This is a genomic window from Mesorhizobium sp. P171375 (genome assembly GCF_057786075.1).
This window is the reverse complement of sequence record NZ_JBYNWF010000001.1, coordinates 4,967,452-4,986,606: the sequence shown is the minus strand read 5'-3', so window position 1 is coordinate 4,986,606 and position 19,155 is coordinate 4,967,452. Positions and strand designations below refer to the sequence as shown.

The following is a 19,155-nucleotide window of genomic DNA, read 5'->3' as shown; positions in this document are numbered from 1 at the left end:
CGGAAGCGCAGGCTAGACCGGCTGACGCTTAGATATCCAGCACTTCCGTCGCGGCGAATTCGGCGCGTTCCTGGATGAAGCGGAAGCGGGCCTCAGGCTTGGTGCCCATCAGCTCATCGACCCTGTCCTTGGTGGCTGAATCGATTTCGTTCACATCGACCCTGAGCAAAGTGCGCTTCTTCGGGTCCATGGTGGTCTCCTTAAGCTGCGCGGCCATCATCTCGCCCAGGCCCTTGAAGCGGCCGATTTCGACCTTGGCACGGCCAGTGAATTCGGTGCGCAACAGCTCGTCCTTGTGCGCATCGTCACGGGCATAGGCGACCTTGCCGCCTTGCCGGATCGAATAGAGCGGCGGCACCGCCAGATAGAGATGGCCGTCGCGCACCAGGCCCGGCATTTCCTGGTAGAAGAAGGTGATCAGCAGCGACGCGATATGGGCGCCGTCAACGTCGGCGTCGGTCATGATGATGACGCGGTCGTAGCGCAGATCCTCGTCGCGGTATTTCGAGCGCGTGCCGCAACCGAGCGCCTGGATCAGATCCGAAATCTGCTGGTTGGCGGCCAGCTTGTCGTTGCCGGCGCTGGCGACGTTGAGGATTTTTCCGCGCAGCGGCAGGACGGCCTGGCTGGCGCGGTCGCGCGCCTGCTTGGCCGAGCCGCCGGCCGAGTCGCCTTCGACGATGAACAGCTCGGCGCCGGCTGCGGCATTCTGCGTGCAGTCGGCGAGCTTGCCGGGTAGCCTGAGCTTGCGCACCGCGCTCTTGCGCGACACTTCCTTTTCCTGACGCCGGCGCACCCGCTCGTCGGCGCGCGCGATCACCCATTCCAAGAGCTTGGAGGCTTCCTGCGGATTGTCGGCCAGCCAATGGTCGAAGGGATCGCGGATGGCGGTCTCGACAATGCGAATGGCCTCGATCGTTGCCAGCCGATCCTTGGTCTGGCCGACGAATTCCGGCTCGCGGATGAACACCGAAAGCATGCCTGCCGCCGAGATCATGACGTCTTCGGAGGTGACGATCGAGGCGCGCTTGTTGCCGACGAGATCGGCATAGGCGCGAAGCCCGCGTGTCAGCACATTGCGGAAGCCGGCTTCGTGCGTGCCGCCTTCGCCGGTCGGGATGGTGTTGCAGTAGGAGTTGATGAAGCCGTCGCCGCCGAACCAGGTCACCGCCCATTCCAGCGAGCCGTGGCCGCCCTGCTTCTCGCTCTTGCCGGCGAAGATTTCCCGCGTCACCTGGAAGTCGTCGCCGAGCGATGCCTTGAGGTAGTCCTTCAGGCCGCCGGGGAAATGGAACTCCGCCTTGGCCGGCGTCTGGTCCTTTTCCTTGATCAGCGACGGATCGCAGCTCCAGCGGATCTCGACACCGCCGAACAGGTAGGCTTTCGAGCGCGTCATGCGATAGAGCCGTGCCGGCTCGAAGGCTGCGCCCTTGCCGAAGATCTGCTCGTCGGGATGGAAGCGGATCTTGGTGCCGCGGCGGTTGTGCACTTCGCCGAGCTGCTCCAGCCCGCTCACCGGAACGCCACGAGAGAATCTTTGGCGGTAGAGCTGGCGGCCTCGCGCCACTTCGACTTCGAGATGGTCCGACAGCGCATTGACGACGGAGACGCCGACGCCGTGCAGGCCGCCCGAGGTCTCATAGACCTTGGAGTCGAATTTGCCGCCCGAATGCAGCGTCGTCATGATGACTTCGAGCGCCGGCTTCTTGAATTTAGGATGCGGATCGACCGGGATGCCGCGGCCATTGTCGGTAACGGTCAGAAACCCGTCGGCCGAAAGCTCGACGTCGATGAAGGTGGCATGGCCGGCGACCGCCTCGTCCATCGAATTGTCGATGACCTCGGCGAACAGATGGTGCATCGCCTTGTCATCGGTGCCGCCAATATACATGCCGGGACGGCGCCGCACCGGCTCCAGCCCTTCCAGCACCTCGATGTCGGCAGCGCTGTAGCCTTCGCTGCCATCCTTGGTCGCAACGGGACGCTTCGCGGCCTGCACCAGCGGATCAGCTGGGCGCGCCGTTGTCCGGGTCGGTTGGGGCTGCTTTTCCAGATTGCCGAAAAGATCGTTGTTGTCGTCCATGCCTGCCATAGAATCCGGTGCCGCGAATCACCCGTCGATACTGCCACGCTTTTCAGCGCCAAGCGACGGAAGTTCCTGTTACGTTCGGGGATTTAACCCCTTCTTATCCTAAAACCTTTCGATAACCAAGCCGGCGGAAATAGGTCCGTGCGGACCGGCCGGGATTCCTGAATCTTTAACCAAGCGGCCTAGTGTGGGCCTCAATAAACAAAAGACCATCAGGGTGTCAGGGGTTAGTTGTGAGGGGCAAGGCCATAACCATGATCGGAATCGCCGCCGTCTTCGGCGCGATCTCGATCTTTGCCGCGGATTTCTGGGTCAAGAGCCAGGCCAGGACCGATGCCGAGGAAAAGACGGCGGCGATCCCGGCGCCCGTGACCCCAAAAGTTGAGTTCAAGACCATTGTGGTGGCCAACGCACCGCTGCGTTACGGCATGGAACTCGACCGCGCACAGCTCACTGAAATCCCATGGTCGGAAGAGTCCGTGCCGCAGGGCGCCTTCACCACCATCAACGCATTGCTTGCCGAAGGCAGCCGTGTTGTGCTGTCGCCGATCGAGATCAACGAGCCGGTGCTGCTCAGCAAGCTGTCGGGGCCGAACGGCCGCGCGACGCTGTCTAACATGATGACGCCCGGCATGCGGGCGGTGACCATCCGCACCGACGAGATCGCCGGGGTCGGCGGCTTCGTGATGCCGGGTGACCGCGTCGACGTGGTGCTGACTCGCGATGCCGGTGAAATCCAGGAAGTGGCCAAGAATGCGCAAGGCGCGGCCGGTTCGACCGTTACCTCCGAAATCGTCGTCTCCGACGCCAGGGTGCTGACCGTCGGGCAGGGCGCCGACGAGCGCCAGACCACGCCGCAGATCGCCAATTCCGTAACCATCGAGGTAACAACGGACGGCGCGCAGAAAGTGGCGCTTGCCCGCACCGTCGGCACCTTGTCGCTGTCGCTCCGCTCCTCCGCCGACGGCGGTGCCGCAAAGGACGGCGTCACCACCATCTCATCCTTCGGCGGGTCGGTCGCGTCCAGCGTTCAGGCCGCTGCCGGCGCGCTGTTCACGGCCGCGACCAAGGAGCCTGAGAGGCCGAAATTCAAGACGATCATCGTGACGCGCGGCACGCAGGTCGAGGAATACCAGGTTCCTGCGCGGGACCAGCCATAACTGCCGGTGGGGACCGGGCGAGGGACGGGACAGATGTCGGGACTTCATGCATATCGGATGACGAAAGGGCTGCGCCCAATGCGGGCGTTTGCGATGGCGGCTTGCCTCGCCGCGGCCGCAATGCTCGGCCTCAGCGCGCCGGCCAGGGCCGACAACGACATCGTCTATGTGTCGTCGACCAAGAATGCGTCGATCAAGGTGGCCAAGGGCAAGCCGAAGACGATCATGACCAATGCCGCCTTCTACCAGATCGTCATCGGCGATCCGGAGATCGCCAACGTCAATCCGCTGACCGACAAATCCTTCTATGTGCTGGGCAACAATCTCGGCACCACCGGAATCGCGCTGTTCGACGAGAACAAGCAGCTGGTCGGCACCGTTGACATCGAGGTGACGTTGGACACCGACCAACTGGCCAGCACCATCCGCGCCAGCGTGCCGGACGCCAAGATCAAGGTCGGCTCGGCCAATGGCCGCGTCGTGCTGTCGGGCGAGGCGGACGACGCAGTCGCCGCCGAGAAGGCGAGCAAGATCGCCAGCCGCTTCTCCGGCAATGAGGAAGTGATCAATTCGGTCAACATCTCGTCCTCGCAGCAGGTTCAGCTCAACGTCCGCTTCGTCGAGATCAACCGCCAGGCCGGACAGGATCTTGGCGCCAAATACAGCGCCAATTTCGCTTACGGCCTTGGCGGGCGAGACGTCACCATCGAGCCGGGCTCGTTGCCGGCGGCGGGCAATGGCGAGATCATCGGCCGGCTGCTGTCAAACGGCCTGTCGATCGACGTTGCCATCAAGGCACTGGAGGAGCGCGGCCTTGCCAGGCGGTTGGCCGAGCCCAACCTGATCGCCCGTTCGGGGCAGACGGCAAGCTTCCTCGCCGGCGGCGAGTTCCCGATCCCGGTTTCCGAGGACAATGGCAAGATCTCGGTCAGCTACAAGAAATACGGCGTCAGCCTGGATTTCACGCCGACCGTGCTGAAGGACGGACTGGTCAGCCTCGACATCGCGCCGGAAGTGTCTTCGATCGATGCCTCGGCCTCCTACAATATCGGTGAGATTTCGGTGCCGGGCTTTATCGTGCGTCGCGCCAGGACATCGGTCGACCTGAAGAACGGCCAGAGCTTCATGATCGCCGGTCTACTTCAATCGCAGAACGACATCACCACGTCGCGTCTTCCCGGCCTCGGCAAGCTGCCGGTGCTCGGCCCGCTGTTCTCCTCGAAATCCTATCAGCGGCGCGAGACCGATCTGGTGATCATCGTCACCCCCTATCTGGTCAAGCCGGTCGATCCGTCGAAGAAGTTGCTCGAGCCGACCGACGGCACGCAGCCGGCCAGCAATGTCGACTATTTCCTCAACAACACCGAAGAAGTGAAGGCGTCCGACGCCAACCGCGCAATGGCAATGGCCAGCGGCAGCACGGCACAGCCGGCCCCGGTCACCACGGTCGGGCATTTCCTCGACCTGCCGAAGGATTGAAGCCATGCGCATGGGACCATGCATCGCCCTGCTGTTCGCCGGCCTCGCCAGCGGCTGCACCAGCGACGACTATATCCGCAGCGAGGGGCCGACGACGGCCGCCGGCAACGCGCAGGCTGCCAATACGGCCATGCAGATGGTCGATCCCTGGAAGTACGGCGTCCAGAACACCAGGCTGCTGGTGCCGGCGCAGCGCAGTGAGGCGGCGGTCAACGCCGCCGATCAGGCGGCGGGCGCCAAGGCAGTGCAACCAACGTCGACAACCGATTGATCTTCCTGGCGATTTTACCGGGAATGACCTGACAGGCTGACAAAATGGCAAGCGGCATCAAAACCAAGAAAATCCTGCTGGTGTCCAGCGACCGGACCTTTGTGCAGGATACGCGCACCGCGTTCGCGGCCTCGGAGGTGATCCAGCTTTCGACCGTCGAGAAGAACATTTCCGAACTGCGCGGCGAGGTCCAGGAAGCCGATTTCGGCGCGCTCATCGTCGACATGGATGCGGCGAAGCTGGAAGAGATCGAGTCGCTGCAGCGCATCATGCGCCGGCTCGAAGGCCGGGTTCCGGTCGTCGTCGTCACCCAGGAGTTCAACGCCGCCGCGGTGCGCATCCTGGTGCAGCTGCAGGTCGCCGATTTCCTGGTCAAGCCGATCACCACCGCAGACCTGGTGCGCTCCGCCATCCGCGCGCTGCAAGGGCCGGGACGCGAGGAAAACACCGAGTCGCAGATCTACACCTTCATGCCGGCCGCCGGTGGCGTCGGCACCACGACGCTGGCGTTGCAAACCGCCTTCCAGCTGCATCATTCGGTGACGCGCGGCGCGTCGACCTGCGTGGTCGACCTCAATTTCCAGCAGGGCGCCTGCGCCGAATATCTCGACCTTGAGCCGCGCTTCGACATCACCGAAATCGAGAACCAGCCCGAGCGCCTCGACCGGCAGCTGCTGGATGTGATGCTGTCCAAGCATGCCAGCGGGCTCTGCGTGCTGGCCGCCCCCACACATCCATCCGAAATGCGCTCGTTCAAGACCGATGTCGTGGTGCGCATGCTCGATCTCGTCTCGGCCTATTTCGACAATGTCGTCATCGACATGCCGCGCACCTGGTTTCCGTGGACGGAGACGGTGCTGCTCGGCTCCAACAAGCTCTACATCGTCGCCGAAATGACGGTGCCGTGCCTGCGCCACACACAGCGGCTGATCCAGGCAGTCTACGAGACGGCCGGCAAGGAAGTGAAGCCCAATGTCATCGTCAACCGGTTCGAGCAGAAGATGTTCGACAACGGTATCAAGCAGGCGGATGTGCAGGAAATCCTCGGCGAGCATTTCGTCGGCGGCATCTCCAACAATTACCGGCTGGTGCGCGAAGCGGTCGACCGCGGCGTGCCGCTGCACGAGATCGACCCGAACGCCAATGTCGTCAACGATCTGAAGAAGATCATCCTGCCGGAAGAAGCCGTGGCGACGCCGGAGAAATCACGCTCGCTGTTCGGCATCGGCAGGGGACTCCTGAAGAGGAAAGCGGGATGACCAGTCGCTTCTCGACCCTGCAGAACCGTGACGTCCGCCCGCTGAAGCCGGCCGATGCCGCGCCGGTCGCGCATCATGCGGTGGTCATTCCGACGATCCGCAAGGCCTCGCCGCCGAAGCCAGATACAACGCCGGGAAAAAGCGCCAACAAGGTGCTCGACGCCCGCGTGCGCATTCACCGTCTGTTGCTCGAGGAAATCAACCTTGTCGCGCTGGAGCGCCTGCCCAAGGAAGAGATGCGTCGGCAAGTGCAGGAATTCGTATCGGAAAAGACCCGTCAGGAGCGGATGGCGATCAACACCGTCGAGCTCGAGTCGCTGGTCGACGACATCGTCGACGAGATGGTCGGCCTCGGTCCGCTGGAGCCGCTGCTCAAGGACCCCGACATCAACGACATCCTGATCAACGGCCACCAGAACTGCTTTGTCGAAAAACGCGGCAAGCTGCAGCAGGTCCACATCCCGTTCAAGGATGAGGCGCACCTGTTGCGCATCATCAACAAGATCGTCGCCGCCGTCGGTCGCCGGGTCGACGAATCGCAGCCGATGGTTGACGCCCGCATGCTCGACGGCTCGCGCTTCAACGCCGCCATCCGGCCGGTGGGCGTCGACGGGCCGCTGGTGTCGATCCGCAAGTTTTCCAAGAACAAGCTCGGCCTGCACAAACTGGTCGAGTTCGGCGCCATCACCCAGAATATGGCCGAGGTGCTGGCCGCCGCCGTGCATGCCCGCAAGACCACCATCATCTCGGGCGGCACCGGCACCGGCAAGACGACGATGCTCAACGCGCTGTCGGCCTTCATTCCGGAAGACGAGCGGCTGATCACCATCGAAGACGCGGCCGAACTGCAACTGCAGCAGCCGCATGTCGCGCGCATGGAAACGCGCCCCGCCAACATTGAAGGTCATGGCGAACTGAAGCAGCGCGACCTGGTCAAGAACGCGCTGCGCATGCGCCCCGACCGCGTCATCCTCGGCGAGTGCCGCGGCGAGGAGGCCTTCGACATGCTGCAGGCGATGAACACGGGCCATGAAGGTTCGATGGCGACCATCCACGCCAACACGCCGCGCGACGCCATTTCACGCCTGGAGCAGATGCTGGGTATGACCGGCATGCCGATGACGGTGCAATCGATCCGCAGCCAGATCGCCAGCGCGCTCGACCTTATCGTCCAGCTGACGCGCCTCTCCGACGGCAAGCGCAAGGTGACCAGCGTCGCCGAGGTGACCGGCATGGAAGGCGACGTCATCCAGATGCAGGAGATATTCCGCTTCGTGCGCACCGGCATGGAAGCCGACGGCACCATCCTCGGTCACTACGAGGCGACCGGCATTCGCCCGCGCTTTCTTGAGGATCTGCGCAATATGGGCATCGAATTCCCCGGTAAATATTTCGAACCCGGCCGACCGCAGGAGTAGGCTGGTGTTCGAGAGTTTCAGCCCGATCTATGTCGTCTATGCCGCGGCAGCGCTGACCGGCATCATGATCGCCGAAGGCTGCTATCTGCTTTTTGCCGGCCGTAGCGACAAGCGCCTGGCCATCAACCGGCGCATGAAGCTGCAGGAAAACAAGATCAGCCAGGAACAGGTGCTGATCCAGCTGCGCAAGGAGCGCGGCCTGGACGCCGGCACCTCGCTGTTCTCGCCCGATCGTTTTCGCGCCTTGCGCACGCAGTCGGGCATGGTGATGCCGTTGCCGAAATTCCTGATGATCACGACGGGCGTGGCACTGGCGATGATGCTCACCGCACTCTGGTACGGTCTGCCGCTGCTGCTCGCCATCTTGCTGTTTGTGATGCTCGCGCCACTGCTGCCGGTGCTGGTGCTGCGTACCAAGCGCAGCCGCCGGGTCAAGCGGTTCGGCGTGCAACTGCCGGAAGCGCTGGAGTTGATCACGCGCGGCCTTAAGGCCGGGCATCCGGTTCCGGTGGCGATCTCCATGGTGTCGCGCGAGATGCCCGATCCGATCGGCACCGAGTTCGGCGTTATCTCCGACGAGGTGACCTATGGTTCCGACCTGGTCTCGGCGTTGAACTCACTGTTCGACCGGGTCGGCCAGGAGGATCTGCCGCTGTTCGTTACCGCGGTGTCGATCCAGACGAGTTCGGGCGGCAATCTGCGCGAGATCCTCGACGGGCTGTCGACGACGATCCGCGAACGCGGCAAGCTGCGCCGCAAGGTGCGCGCCATTTCGACGGAAGGCCGCATGTCGGCCTATATCCTGACTGCGGTGCCCGCGCTGCTGTTCGCCGCCATCATGGTGCTGATGCCGCAATTTTACAGCCAGGTCTGGGATGTGCCGAAGACCTGGTACCTGCTGGGCGGCTCGGTGTCATGGCTGATGCTGGGCAACATCATCATGTTCAAGATGTCGAACTTCCGGTTCTGAGATGGAACAGATGATCCAGTTCCTCGCCTCGCTGGCGCCGACCTCGATGATGCCGGTGGCCGCGCTGCTGCTGGCATTGGGCGGCGGCGCGGTGGCATGGCCGCTGGTGTTGGCCAAAGGCGACCGCAACGATCTCAAGCGCCGGCTCAAGGTCGACGACAGGAAGGCTCCCGAACAGGTCGAGGCGGCGCCGAAGAAGAGCCAGAGCGTCGTGCGCGAGAAGGCGGTGAAGCGGGCGCAGGAATTCTACGCCAAGAGCGATCCGGAAAATGTCGCCCGGCTGCGCATGAAGCTGATCCAGGCGGGCTATATGGAGCCGCGCGCGGTCGGCACGTTCTTCCTGATCCGCTTCGGCTGTCTCGTGGGCACAGCGATCGGCGCGTTCCTGGTCAATCAGTGGATGGCGAGCGCCGATTCCACCGCGACCAGCCGCTGGACCTTCATCATCCTGTCGGGAGCCGCCGGCTATTTCGTGCCCGGCCTGGTGCTCAGCCAGAAGGTGCGGGAAAAAATGCGCGAATACCGCAACGGCTTTCCCGACTTCATGGATTTGATGATCGTCTGCTCCGATGCCGGCATGAGCATGGAAGCCGGCATCGAGCGCGTCTCGAAGGAACTGGCCAAGACCTATCCGTCGCTCAGCCAGAACCTGCAGTTGGTGTCGCTGGAACTGAGGGCTGGCCGCAGCCTCGACGATGCCCTGAAGGCGCTCGCCGACCGCCTCAGCCTTGACGAGGTGCGCTCCTTCGCCACGCTCCTGCAGCAGTCCAAGGAACTCGGCACCAGCCTCGCCGGGGCGCTGCGTGTGTTCTCCGACGAAATGCGCCACAAGCGCATGTCGCTGGCCGAGGAAAAGGCACATGCCTTGCCGGCCAAGATGTCGGTGCCGGTGGTGGTGTGCATCCTGCCGGTGGTGCTGATGATCGCCGTCATTCCGATCATCGTCAAAATGACTGCCGCGCAGTAGATACGTCGGAGCCGCCCGGCGACTTCCTGCGGTTACTCTCTTCAATTAGCCCTGCCTGGATTTCGCGGGACCCGGCCAGTGTGGCCGCTTCGGCAAAACCTGCAGATGAGTGATCAGCCAATGCGAATAATCTTGTGCACCGTCTTCCTCTGCCTTGCCACGGCTGGCTTGTCGCCTGCCCAGGCTGCGGCCGGCAACTGCGGCGATGCTGCCGCTCTCGTGCAGCAGGCCTATCCCAAGGCTCGAAAGAGTGCTGACGGCACCTCGTTCACACTCGAGCCCCATACCAGCATCGCTCAAACCCTCCGGGACGGCGATACGCCGTTCGGTTTGGTCTGCAAGGTCTGGCCCGCCCATGACGAATTGTTGCTGGTCGCGGTGCCGCTGATTGACAGCTCCCAATCCAGCGACGACCGACACGTCGGCGATATCGAGTTGCTGGTGGTCGACCGGAACAGCCTGCAGGTGCGCCAGCGGCTGCTCCAGCCTGATCTGATGACGGATGACGCCATCGCAATCCGCGAGATCGAGTTCGACACCGGCCGCTATGGGCTGGCCCCTGGTATCACCGCCTTCGGCCTGCGCATCGAGATGGCAAACCATTCGCAGCCGAATCCTTTTAGCGAGACCGATCTGCGGCTCTATGCGGTTGACGGCAACGGCCTGCGGGTGGTGCTCGCTGGCATGATCGTGGCAGGCAGTGGCGGCGAGGGCGATACCAACTGCGCAGGATCGTTTCATTCCACTCAGGTGACGCTGACCATGGGCCGGGCGATACATCACGGCTATCACGACATTCATGTGGTCGAGCGATCGGATACCGATAATCCATTTCCTGATGCGAACGGGGAGTGCCAGTCCCATCCCGGCAAGTCCACAGGCCATACCTATCGGCTGCGTTATGACGGCAGCCGCTATCCGGTTCCGGCGGCGCTCAACGCCTTGGAACCTTGAGGCCGGTGGCGTCGATGCCGATCGAAGGCTGCGCCTCGTGGTTAACGGACGGTGTGCCGGAAACCAAATTTTCAGCGCATTTCAGCACTGAAGCTTAATCGCTCTCCTGTACACATGATCCCCAGAGAATGACCCGATAAATCGGGCGATTGGGGCAGGGGCATGCGTCACAGAAGTCTCACTGCAATGGCCGCGCTAGCGGCCGTCTTGGCGGTCAGCGGTTGTACGACTGAGAATGTCGACAAGACCAAGACCACATCGATCCAACCGGCGGCAAAGGACGTCAGCACGTCCGACCTGGCGCAGGGCAAGGCGCAGTTCCGCGACGCCAATTACGGTCTTGCCGAACAGCATTTCCGCAAGGCCGTGGAGCTGAAGGCCGATAGTGCCGAGGGATGGATGGGGCTGGCGGCGTCCTACGACGAGCTCGGCCGCTTCGACTTCGCCGACCGCGCCTATGACCAGCTGTTGAAGGTTGCCGGGCGCAAGCCGCAGATCGTCAACAATATGGGCTATTCGCAGCTGCTGCGCGGCAACAAGCAGAAGGCAAGAGCCCTGCTGATGGAAGCAAGGGCAGGCATGGCCGACCCGACCGTGGTCAACGCCAATCTGGCGCTGCTCAACAAGGGGTGAGGCTTCGCAACCGTCGTTTGCGGTATCTGCCGCGATCTATCGACGGTTTGTAAACCCTGTCGGAAATTTGCACTGCAAGCCCGGTCAAAAACGGTATCTCGAAGCGGCCGCTCGCCTATGATGCGGTGTAACCGACGATCCCTGAAGGCTGTCGTTCACCCATGCTGGATTTCAGTTCCCTCCTGCTGGCGGCTGCGCTGTCGGGCACATGCCTCAGCGTTACCATGTTTGCGATCTGGTTCACGGCGCCGCGTGCGCGCTTTGTGCTGACGGTGGCGTGCGGCATCCTGGTCCTTGTCGCCCATGTCATCGTGTTCTGGCGCTACACAAGGGAGCCCAATCCCTGGCTTTCCCAGGCAGCTCTGGCGCTGCTCAGCCTCGGTTTCCTGGCCCTCTCGCTTTCGGCCATGCAGTATCTCGGTGTGCGCGACCACAGTCGAGCCGTCCTGCCGACCCTGCTTGCGATGGCGATCTGCGCCGGCGTGACCTATCTCGGTTTCGACGGTGTCGGTTTCATCCTCACCTATACGACGGTAACGGTGCTGCTCGCCTCGATCGGGGTGATGTTCTGGGTAAAGGGCGGCGGTCATGATCGCGGCATTCTTCTGGTCGTCTCGGCCTTGAGCGGCGTCTGTGGTCTGTCCTTCGGGCTCTGCGGCGCGGTGCTTCTGGTCAAGGGCCAGTGGGTGCTTGGCGTCGCGCCCGACAATTGGGCCGAGCGGCTGAATTCCGTCGTCGCGGTCGCATGCATGACGGCGCTCGGCGCGCTGACGCTGTCGCTGCACCATTTGCAGGCGCAGATCGAACTGAAGGCCGAGACCTTGACCGACCCGCTGACCGGCCTGATGAACCGGCGGGCTTTGAATTCACTCTATGGCGAGCGCGTCTTCGGTCCGTTCATGTCGGTCGCCATGTTCGACCTCGATCATTTCAAGCGGACCAACGATGTCTATGGCCATCCGGTCGGCGACCGGGTGCTGTGCCGCTTCGCCGCAATCATCAAGAAGTATGACAGGGCCGGCGTCCACGCCTTCCGGCTGGGCGGCGAGGAGTTCGCGCTGGTCATGTCGCGGATGACCGAGGACAAGGCCTACGATCTCGCCAGCAAGATCGGCGTCGCCTTCGGTACGGAAGTGGTGCCGACGCCGCGCGGTCCGCTGCGCAGCAGCGTCAGCGGCGGCATCGGCTTCGGCGCGGAGGGCGGCAGCAGCCTCGACGAGGTGCTGGCCGAGGCCGACAAGGCGCTCTACGCGGCCAAGCACGCCGGGCGAAACCGCGTGCTGATCCTGGACAAGACGAGCAAGGCCGACGGGCCGGCCTTGCGTTCTGCTTGATCCATTTGCTTTTCCGCAATTCCCAAGGGAAAGCGCTGCGCGCTTTTCCCGGGAAAACCGCGTCGCATTTTCCCGGGAATTGCCTGTAGCCTCTACTCGGCGGCGCCGAGATATTCCGACAGCGGCGGGCAGGAACAGACGAGGTTGCGGTCGCCGGCGACATTGTCGATGCGCGACACCGGCGGCCAGTATTTGGCCGCGGTATCGACGTCTCCGGCGGGGTAAGCCGCTTCCAGCCGTGAATAAGGATGCGTCCACTGGCCGGCAAGCATTTCGGCCGCCGTGTGCGGCGCGTTGACCAGCGGGTTGTCCTCGAGCGGCCATTCACCCTTCGCCACTTTGGCGGCCTCGCCGGCAATGGCGATCATCGCCTCGCAGAACCGGTCGAGCTCGCGCTTGGGCTCGGACTCGGTCGGCTCGACCATCAGCGTGCCGGCGACCGGGAACGACATGGTCGGCGCGTGAAAACCGTAGTCGATCAGGCGCTTGGCGATGTCGTCGACACTGATGCCGGCGCTTTCCTTGAGCACGCGGGTGTCGAGGATGCATTCATGCGCGATGCGATCGTGCCTGCCCTTGTAGAGAAGCGGGAAGTACGGCGCGAGCCGCGTCGCCACATAGTTGGCTGAGATGATTGCCGTCTCCGTCGCCTGCTTCAGCCCGCCGGCGCCCATCATGCGGATGTACATCCAGGTGATCGGCAGGATGGAAGCGCTGCCGAACGGGGCAGCCGACACGGCATGCGCCGAGCCTTCGGTGACATGACCCGGCAGATAGGGCTTGAGATGCGCCCTGACGCCGATCGGGCCGACGCCCGGACCGCCGCCGCCATGCGGAATGCAGAAGGTCTTGTGCAGGTTCATATGGCAGACATCGGCGCCGATGTCGGCGGGTCGCGCCAGGGCGACCAGCGCGTTGAGGTTGGCCCCGTCGAAATAGACCTGGCCGCCATGCTCATGGATCAGGGCGCAGAGGTGGCGCGCGCCTTCTTCGTAGACGCCGTGCGTCGAAGGATAGGTGAACATCAGCGCTGCGAGATTCTTGGAATGCTCGTTGGCCTTGGCCCGCATATCGTCCATGTCGATATTGCCGTCTTCCAGGCAGCGCACGACGACGACGCTCATGCCGGCCATGGCCGCACTCGCCGGATTGGTGCCATGCGCGGAGGAGGGGATCAGGCAGATGGTGCGATGGCCTTCACCGCGCGCGCGGTGATAGGCGCGGATGGCGAGCAAGCCGGCATATTCGCCCTGGCTGCCGGCATTGGGCTGCAGGCTGACGGCGTCGAAGCCGGTAATCTCAGACAGCCAGCCCTCCAGTTCGCCGACCATCGCGCGATACCCCTGCGAATGGCTGGCCGGCGCGAAGGGGTGCAGATTGGCGACGCTCGGCCAGCTGACCGGCATCATTTCGGCCGCCGCGTTGAGCTTCATGGTGCAGGAGCCCAGCGGGATCATGGTGCGGTCGAGCGCCAGATCCTTGTCGGCCAGCCGGCGCAGCAAGCGCATCATGTCGGTCTCGGAGTGGTTCTCGCGGAAGACCGGCTGGGTCAAAAACTCCTTGCCACGCGGCTTGCCGGGCATTGCGCCGGCTTCGGCGGTGCCTGGCTTGGCGCCGAACAGGGCGGCGATCGCCTCGAGATCGGCTTCGGTCGAGGTTTCGTCGAAGGCGATGCTGATGCGGTCGGCATCGATGATGCGCAGCAGCCGGCCACCCTTTTCAGCGGCAGCCGCAATCGAAGCAGCCTTGCCTTTCACTTCGGCCGTCACTGTGTCGAAACGGCGTAAGCCGAGCACCGAAACGCCTGATGCCTTCAGGCCTGCCGCGAGGCGATTGACGAGCTCATGGATGCGCGCTGCAATCGCCTGCAGTCCGGCGGGGCCATGCCAGATCGCATAGGCCGTCGCCATGTTGGCAAGCAGCGCCTGCGCGGTGCAGATGTTGGAGGTCGCCTTGTCGCGGCGGATGTGCTGTTCGCGTGTCTGCAGGGCGAGACGATAGCCCGGGCGGCCTTTGCTGTCGGTGGACTGGCCGACGAGGCGGCCGGGCATCAGCCGGGTCAGTTTGTCGGAGACGGCGCAGTAGGCGGCGTGCGGGCCGCCAAAGCCCATCGGCACGCCAAAGCGCTGCATCGGGCCGACGGCGATGTCGGCGCCGAGCTTGGACGGGGCATCGGTCAGCGTGAGCGCGAGCGGATCGGCGATGAAGACGACGACCGCACCGGTGGCGCGGGCCTTGTCGATCGCCGCCTTGTGGTCGCCATAGACACCAAACGTGTCCGGCCAGGAAACGAGCAGAGCGGCGGTGTTGTCGTCGATGGTCTCGCCGTCGATCTCGATGCCGAGCGGTTCGGCGCGGGTGCGCACGACGTCCAGCGTCTGCGGATGTGGCGTACCGGCCAGCGCCACCTTGGTGCGCTTGTCGCGATGATGGCGCAAGGCGATGCCGACGGCTTCGGCCACCGCCGTCGCCTCATCGAGCAGTGAGGCCGAGGCCACGGGCAGCCCGGTCAGCTCGGTGACCAGGGTCTGGAAATTGAACAGCATTTCCAGGCGGCCCTGGCTGATCTCGGCCTGGTAGGGCGTATAGGCGGTGTACCAGGCCGGGTTCTCAAACAGGTTGCGCTGGATGACCGGCGGCACATGGACGCCGTGATAGCCGGCGCCAATGAAGCTCTTCAGCACCGTGTTCTTCGCCATGGTCGCCGACAATTCGGCCAACGCCTCGGCTTCGCTCGCCGGTGCGGGCAGCGTCAGCGGCAGGTCGAGGCGGATCGACTGCGGCACGGCCTGGCTGATCAGCGTCTCGACGGAGGGAACGCCGATCACGGCAAGCATGGCTCTGACATCATTGACATCAGGGCCGATATGGCGGGCCGAGAAGGGGGTAAGTGCTGCGCTCATCGTTTTTAAGTCCTGTTATCAGCCGATATGGGCTTTGTAGGCGGCGTCATCCATGAGGCCGGCGAGCTGGCCTTCGTCGGCAAGCTTCATCTTCCACAGCCAGCCGTCGCCGGTCGCCGCCGAGTTGACCAGCGAAGGGTCCGAGGACAGTGCGCCATTGGCGTCGGTGATCTCGCCATCGACCGGCGCATAGACGTCGGAGGCCGCCTTGACGGATTCGACAACCACGGCCGTATCGCCCTTGCTCAGCTTCGTGCCGATTTGAGGCAGTTCGACAAAGACAAGATCGCCAAGCTGTTCCTGCGCATAGTCGGTGATCCCGACGGTGGCGATGCCGCCCTCGACGCTCAGCCATTCGTGATCTTGTGTGAAATAGGTTTTTGCCATCGGGATTTATCCTTTGCGGTAGCGATGAGGAGTGAAGGGCAAGGAACTGATATCGATCGGGATTTTCGTCCCGCGAACGTCGGCGAAGAGTTTTGTCCCTGGCTTGGCCAGGGGCGTTGACGCGTATCCCATGGCGACGGGGTGGCCGGCCGAAGGGCCGAAGCCGCCTGATGTGACATGGCCGGCCGCATTGCCGTCGGCGTCGAACAGGGCAGCACCGGCGCGCACCGGTTGGCGGCCGTCCGGCTTCAGGCCGACGCGCTTTTGCGCCGCGCCACGCTCCAGGATCGCCCGCAAGGCGTCGGCACCGATGAAGGATCCGCTGGCACGGAGATCCTTGGGGATCGCCCACATCAGGCCGGCACTGGCCGGATCGATTTCCGGCGTGATGTCCTGGCCATGCAGGCAGAGGCCGGCCTCCAGCCGCAGCGAGTCGCGTGCAGCAAGGCCGATCCACAACACGCGCTCGTCCTCAAGCAATTTCGCAACCAAAGCCCGCGCATCCGCTTCCGGCAGGCCGATCTCGAATCCGTCCTCGCCGGTATAGCCGGAGCGGCTCATGAACCAGTTCTGCTTCGGCTCGATGCCGTGCATGAACAGCAGCGAGCCGGTCTCAATGCCGGCGCGGGACAAGGCAGCCCACGCTTCGGGTCCCTGGATGGCGAGAAAGACGCGGTCAAGCGCCTCGACCTTCACATCGAAATCCGCCGCCAGCGCGCGCAAATGCTTCTCGTCCTCAACAGCATTGCCGGCATTGGCGACCACCATGAACCTGGTATCGCCGAGCCGGGTGACGATCAGGTCGTCGATGATCCCGGCGGCCTCATTGAGGAAAAAGGTGTATTTGGACTGCGAAATGTCGAGCGCGCCGGCATCGAGCGGGCAGGCGCGGTTGAGCAGGGCGCCGGCGCCAGGGCCGCCGACTTCGAACAGCTTCATATGCGAAATGTCAAACAGGCCGGCATGTTCGCGGGTGTGGAGGTGCTCCTTCATCACGCCGGCCGGATAGGTCAGCGGCATCGACCAGCCGGCAAAGGCGCCAAAGCGCGCGCCGGCGGCGGTGTGTAGGTCCTCGAGGGGAAGGTGTTTGGTATCGTCGCCCGTCATGTCATCTCCAGAGTCGCACGCAATCGGCCGCTGCTGGCGACCAGTCCGTGCCCCTCTGTCTGAAGCCTGAGAGACTCGCGCAACCGGAACTCTGTCAGCGGCGCTTACACCTTCGGCGCGGGGGCAAGCCCCGACTTTCCAGAGTGTCTTTCCCGTCTACGGTTCTTTTGCCTGAGAGATTTCGGGCGATTTCCCCTTCGGCGGCAGCTCGCGCTGCTCTCTCCCGCAAACAGGTAGGACTCAGACCTGAGCCCTCGACGCGCCATCCATAGCTTGTCGGCGACACGTTGTCACCTGCCAGCGACATCTTCCTGACAAGTCTTCGCTAACCACGCCGTTTGCCGGTTTTTCAAGACACTGCTGATAGTTTGGCCGGTAGTTGGGTTAGCACGACGGACGGGGACTGACAGATGGGCGAACGGATCGGGAGCGCACCGGTGGCGGGGCTGACTTCGAAAGATCGCATCACGGCGGAAGATGTCGTCATGTTGCGCCGCGAAGTGTTCGCCGATGGCGTGGTGAGCCGTGGTGAGGCCGAGGCGCTGTTCGCGCTTGACGCCACGGCCAGGGACAAATCCCCGGAATGGCCTGAATTCTTCGTCGAGGCCGTCACGGATTATATCGTCCACCAGGAAAAGCCGGCGGGCTACATTTCCGAGGACAATGCCGACTGGCTCATCAGGACGATCTCGCGTGACGGGATGGTCGATAGTCGCACCGAGCTGGAGCTCCTGGTGCATGTGCTGGAGAGGGCGAAATCATCGCCCGGCCGGCTGTCCGCCTATGCGCTGGAGCAGGTCGCCCATGCGGTGGTCGACGGTAAGGGGCCGCTGATGCTTGGCGGCACGCTGGTTCCCGGGCTGGTCGCCAAGGCCGAAGTCGATCTGTTGCGCCGCATCCTCTATGCCTATGGCGGCGACGGTAACATCGCCATCACCCGCACCGAGGCCGAAGTCCTGTTCAGGATCAACGAGCAGACTTCCGCCGCCGGCAATGATCCGTCCTGGAACGAACTGTTCGTCAAGGCGCTCGCCAATTTCGTCATGTGTTCGGCCGGCTACGAAGCGCCGACGCGCGAGGCTGCCTTGCGCCGTGACAGCTTCTTCGAACAGGCCGAGCCTGAGATTGGCGGCTTTTTCAGCCGGATGGTGTCGGGCGGGCTCGCCGGCATCATGGAAGCCTATCGTTCGCCCGGCGATATCGAGGCCGAGTGGGAATCGAAGAACCGGGCTGCCGAAGCGCTCGCGCGCCGTGCCGAAACGATCGATGCCGGCGAGGCAAAATGGCTGGCCGAGCGTATCGGCACCCACCGCCCGCTGCACGACAATGAACGCGCGCTGCTGACGCTGATCAAGCACGCCTCGCCGGAGATTCACCCGGCGCTCAAGCCACTGCTCGACAAGGTGGCGTGAACTCGATCGGCAGGCTCAATCAAATCCCGCCATACCAGTCGTAGCCATTGTCTTCCCAATAGCCGCCGCGGCCGCCGCCGACAGCGGCAAAACTGTCGACGAGTTCTATTCTGTAGAGGTATTTCGGCATCTTGTAGCCGAGCTGGCGCTCGACGCGCACGCGCAGCGGCGCGCCGTTTTCGACTGGTAGCGGCTTGCCGTTGACGCCGTAGGCCAGGATCGTTTGCGGATGACGGGCATCGATCAGGTCGATGCTGCCGTAATATTTGATCTCGCCGGAGAGGCTGCGGTCGATCGTGTCGAGGCAGTGGAACATGACGTAGCGCGCCTGCGGCTTGACCACAGCCTGATCCAGCACCAGCGACAGCGGCGTTCCGGTCCATTTGGCGATGCAACTCCAGCCTTCGACGCAGTCATGCCGGGTGATCTGGGTGCGGCTCGGCATGTTCTGCAGCTGCTCGCGGCTGAGCGACAGCGGCTTTTCGACCAGGCCCGTCACTTCCAGCCGCCAATCGGCGAAATTGTTGGCGAGCAGGCCTTTGTAGGTGTCGTCGTCGGGCGCGGTCACGCCGTTCGGCCGCTGCGGCTGGCGGATGTCGGCCTCGGAAAATTCCGGCGCCAGCGCGTCGCGGCCGGCAAGCCAGCGCTGCGCGCGATAGGTTAGGCCGTTGGCGTTTTCGAGGAAGCTGCGCAGGCCGTCGCCCATGCCGAGCTGGCTGTCGAAGGCATCGCAGCCCGACAGCATGATGCCGGAAACACCGAGGCTGGCACCGGTCAGGAATTTGCGGCGGCTGATCTGGAACTTGGCCATG

The 19,155-nt window shown here is 63.6% G+C and carries 16 protein-coding genes and 1 riboswitch; of the genes, 11 read left to right on the top strand and 5 right to left on the bottom strand.

Going from position 1 to position 19,155, the window contains the following annotated elements; genetic code table 11:
• Nucleotides 1–28 precede the first annotated feature (28 nt).
• Nucleotides 29–2,083: a DNA topoisomerase IV subunit B gene (gene parE / locus ACYHH6_RS24320; RefSeq protein ID WP_352588822.1), complete on the bottom strand. Its 2,055-nt coding sequence runs from the start codon at nt 2,081–2,083 to the stop codon at nt 29–31.
• A 260-nt stretch (nt 2,084–2,343) separates the two neighbouring features.
• On the opposite strand from parE, the gene cpaB reads away from it, so the two are divergent.
• From cpaB to ACYHH6_RS24270, 10 genes are all read left to right on the top strand, one after another.
• Nucleotides 2,344–3,249, top strand: a complete 906-nt coding sequence (gene cpaB / locus ACYHH6_RS24315; protein ID WP_352588825.1) for a Flp pilus assembly protein CpaB — start codon at nt 2,344–2,346, stop codon at nt 3,247–3,249.
• 78 nt (nt 3,250–3,327) lie between these two features.
• Entirely contained in the window at nt 3,328–4,728 is a 1,401-nt protein-coding gene (locus ACYHH6_RS24310) for a type II and III secretion system protein family protein (protein WP_352588828.1), read from the top strand.
• Between the two features lie 4 nt (nt 4,729–4,732).
• Nucleotides 4,733–4,999 carry a hypothetical protein gene (locus ACYHH6_RS24305; RefSeq protein ID WP_352588831.1) on the top strand — a complete coding sequence of 89 codons (267 nt, stop codon included), beginning with the start codon at nt 4,733–4,735 and terminating at the stop codon, nt 4,997–4,999.
• Nucleotides 5,000–5,043: 44 nt separating this feature from the next.
• Entirely contained in the window at nt 5,044–6,258 is a 1,215-nt protein-coding gene (locus tag ACYHH6_RS24300) for a CpaE/TadZ family protein (protein ID WP_352588834.1), read from the top strand.
• Nucleotides 6,255–7,676 carry a TadA family conjugal transfer-associated ATPase gene (locus ACYHH6_RS24295; RefSeq protein ID WP_192258762.1) on the top strand — a complete coding sequence of 474 codons (1,422 nt, stop codon included), beginning with the start codon at nt 6,255–6,257 and terminating at the stop codon, nt 7,674–7,676. Before ACYHH6_RS24300 ends, ACYHH6_RS24295 begins: the two co-directional genes overlap by 4 nt.
• Nucleotides 7,677–7,680: 4 nt before the next feature.
• Complete coding sequence (locus tag ACYHH6_RS24290; protein ID WP_352588837.1) at nt 7,681–8,646, top strand: type II secretion system F family protein; 966 nt, start codon at nt 7,681–7,683, stop codon at nt 8,644–8,646.
• A 1-nt stretch (nt 8,647) separates the two neighbouring features.
• A complete protein-coding gene (locus ACYHH6_RS24285; protein ID WP_352588840.1) occupies nt 8,648–9,613 on the top strand; it encodes a type II secretion system F family protein in 966 nt (321 codons plus the stop codon).
• Nucleotides 9,614–9,745: 132 nt separating this feature from the next.
• Nucleotides 9,746–10,567, top strand: coding sequence for a PA3715 family protein (locus ACYHH6_RS24280; protein WP_352588843.1), 822 nt, complete (start codon nt 9,746–9,748; stop codon nt 10,565–10,567).
• A gap of 162 nt (nt 10,568–10,729) precedes the next feature.
• Nucleotides 10,730–11,200, top strand: a complete 471-nt coding sequence (locus ACYHH6_RS24275) for a hypothetical protein (RefSeq protein WP_352588846.1) — start codon at nt 10,730–10,732, stop codon at nt 11,198–11,200.
• A gap of 161 nt (nt 11,201–11,361) precedes the next feature.
• Nucleotides 11,362–12,534 carry a GGDEF domain-containing protein gene (locus ACYHH6_RS24270; protein WP_352588848.1) on the top strand — a complete coding sequence of 391 codons (1,173 nt, stop codon included), beginning with the start codon at nt 11,362–11,364 and terminating at the stop codon, nt 12,532–12,534.
• Between the two features lie 92 nt (nt 12,535–12,626).
• Here ACYHH6_RS24270 and gcvP read toward each other — a convergent pair whose 3' ends face one another.
• The 3 genes from gcvP to gcvT are packed head-to-tail and all read right to left on the bottom strand — an operon-like array spanning nt 12,627 to nt 16,931.
• Nucleotides 12,627–15,437, bottom strand: a complete 2,811-nt coding sequence (gene gcvP / locus ACYHH6_RS24265; RefSeq protein ID WP_352588851.1) for an aminomethyl-transferring glycine dehydrogenase — start codon at nt 15,435–15,437, stop codon at nt 12,627–12,629.
• 18 nt (nt 15,438–15,455) lie between these two features.
• Nucleotides 15,456–15,824 carry a glycine cleavage system protein GcvH gene (gene gcvH, locus ACYHH6_RS24260; protein ID WP_112564620.1) on the bottom strand — a complete coding sequence of 123 codons (369 nt, stop codon included), beginning with the start codon at nt 15,822–15,824 and terminating at the stop codon, nt 15,456–15,458.
• Between the two features lie 6 nt (nt 15,825–15,830).
• Nucleotides 15,831–16,931, bottom strand: a complete 1,101-nt coding sequence (gene gcvT, locus ACYHH6_RS24255) for a glycine cleavage system aminomethyltransferase GcvT (protein WP_352588854.1) — start codon at nt 16,929–16,931, stop codon at nt 15,831–15,833.
• A gap of 149 nt (nt 16,932–17,080) precedes the next feature.
• Nucleotides 17,081–17,167, bottom strand: a riboswitch (glycine riboswitch).
• A 174-nt stretch (nt 17,168–17,341) separates the two neighbouring features.
• Between gcvT and ACYHH6_RS24250 the strand changes: the two genes are divergently transcribed.
• Nucleotides 17,342–18,343, top strand: a complete 1,002-nt coding sequence (locus ACYHH6_RS24250; RefSeq protein ID WP_352588857.1) for a hypothetical protein — start codon at nt 17,342–17,344, stop codon at nt 18,341–18,343.
• 19 nt (nt 18,344–18,362) lie between these two features.
• Here the strand turns inward: ACYHH6_RS24250 and ACYHH6_RS24245 are convergent, their stop codons facing one another.
• Nucleotides 18,363–19,154 carry a molybdopterin-binding protein gene (locus tag ACYHH6_RS24245; RefSeq protein ID WP_352588859.1) on the bottom strand — a complete coding sequence of 264 codons (792 nt, stop codon included), beginning with the start codon at nt 19,152–19,154 and terminating at the stop codon, nt 18,363–18,365.
• Between the last annotated feature and the right edge of the window lies 1 nt (nt 19,155).

Coding starts and splice junctions, on each gene's coding strand:
- ACYHH6_RS24305 (WP_352588831.1), top strand. CDS start 4,733: ATGCGCATGGGACCATGCATCGCCCTGCTGTTCGCCGGCCTCGCCAGC.
- gcvH (WP_112564620.1), bottom strand. CDS start 15,824: ATGGCAAAAACCTATTTCACACAAGATCACGAATGGCTGAGCGTCGAG.
- ACYHH6_RS24285 (WP_352588840.1), top strand. CDS start 8,648: ATGGAACAGATGATCCAGTTCCTCGCCTCGCTGGCGCCGACCTCGATG.
- parE (WP_352588822.1), bottom strand. CDS start 2,083: ATGGACGACAACAACGATCTTTTCGGCAATCTGGAAAAGCAGCCCCAA.
- ACYHH6_RS24295 (WP_192258762.1), top strand. CDS start 6,255: ATGACCAGTCGCTTCTCGACCCTGCAGAACCGTGACGTCCGCCCGCTG.
- ACYHH6_RS24300 (WP_352588834.1), top strand. CDS start 5,044: ATGGCAAGCGGCATCAAAACCAAGAAAATCCTGCTGGTGTCCAGCGAC.
- cpaB (WP_352588825.1), top strand. CDS start 2,344: ATGATCGGAATCGCCGCCGTCTTCGGCGCGATCTCGATCTTTGCCGCG.
- ACYHH6_RS24245 (WP_352588859.1), bottom strand. CDS start 19,154: ATGGCCAAGTTCCAGATCAGCCGCCGCAAATTCCTGACCGGTGCCAGC.
- gcvT (WP_352588854.1), bottom strand. CDS start 16,931: ATGACGGGCGACGATACCAAACACCTTCCCCTCGAGGACCTACACACC.
- ACYHH6_RS24250 (WP_352588857.1), top strand. CDS start 17,342: ATGGGCGAACGGATCGGGAGCGCACCGGTGGCGGGGCTGACTTCGAAA.
- ACYHH6_RS24270 (WP_352588848.1), top strand. CDS start 11,362: ATGCTGGATTTCAGTTCCCTCCTGCTGGCGGCTGCGCTGTCGGGCACA.
- gcvP (WP_352588851.1), bottom strand. CDS start 15,437: ATGAGCGCAGCACTTACCCCCTTCTCGGCCCGCCATATCGGCCCTGAT.
- ACYHH6_RS24275 (WP_352588846.1), top strand. CDS start 10,730: ATGCGTCACAGAAGTCTCACTGCAATGGCCGCGCTAGCGGCCGTCTTG.
- ACYHH6_RS24310 (WP_352588828.1), top strand. CDS start 3,328: ATGCGGGCGTTTGCGATGGCGGCTTGCCTCGCCGCGGCCGCAATGCTC.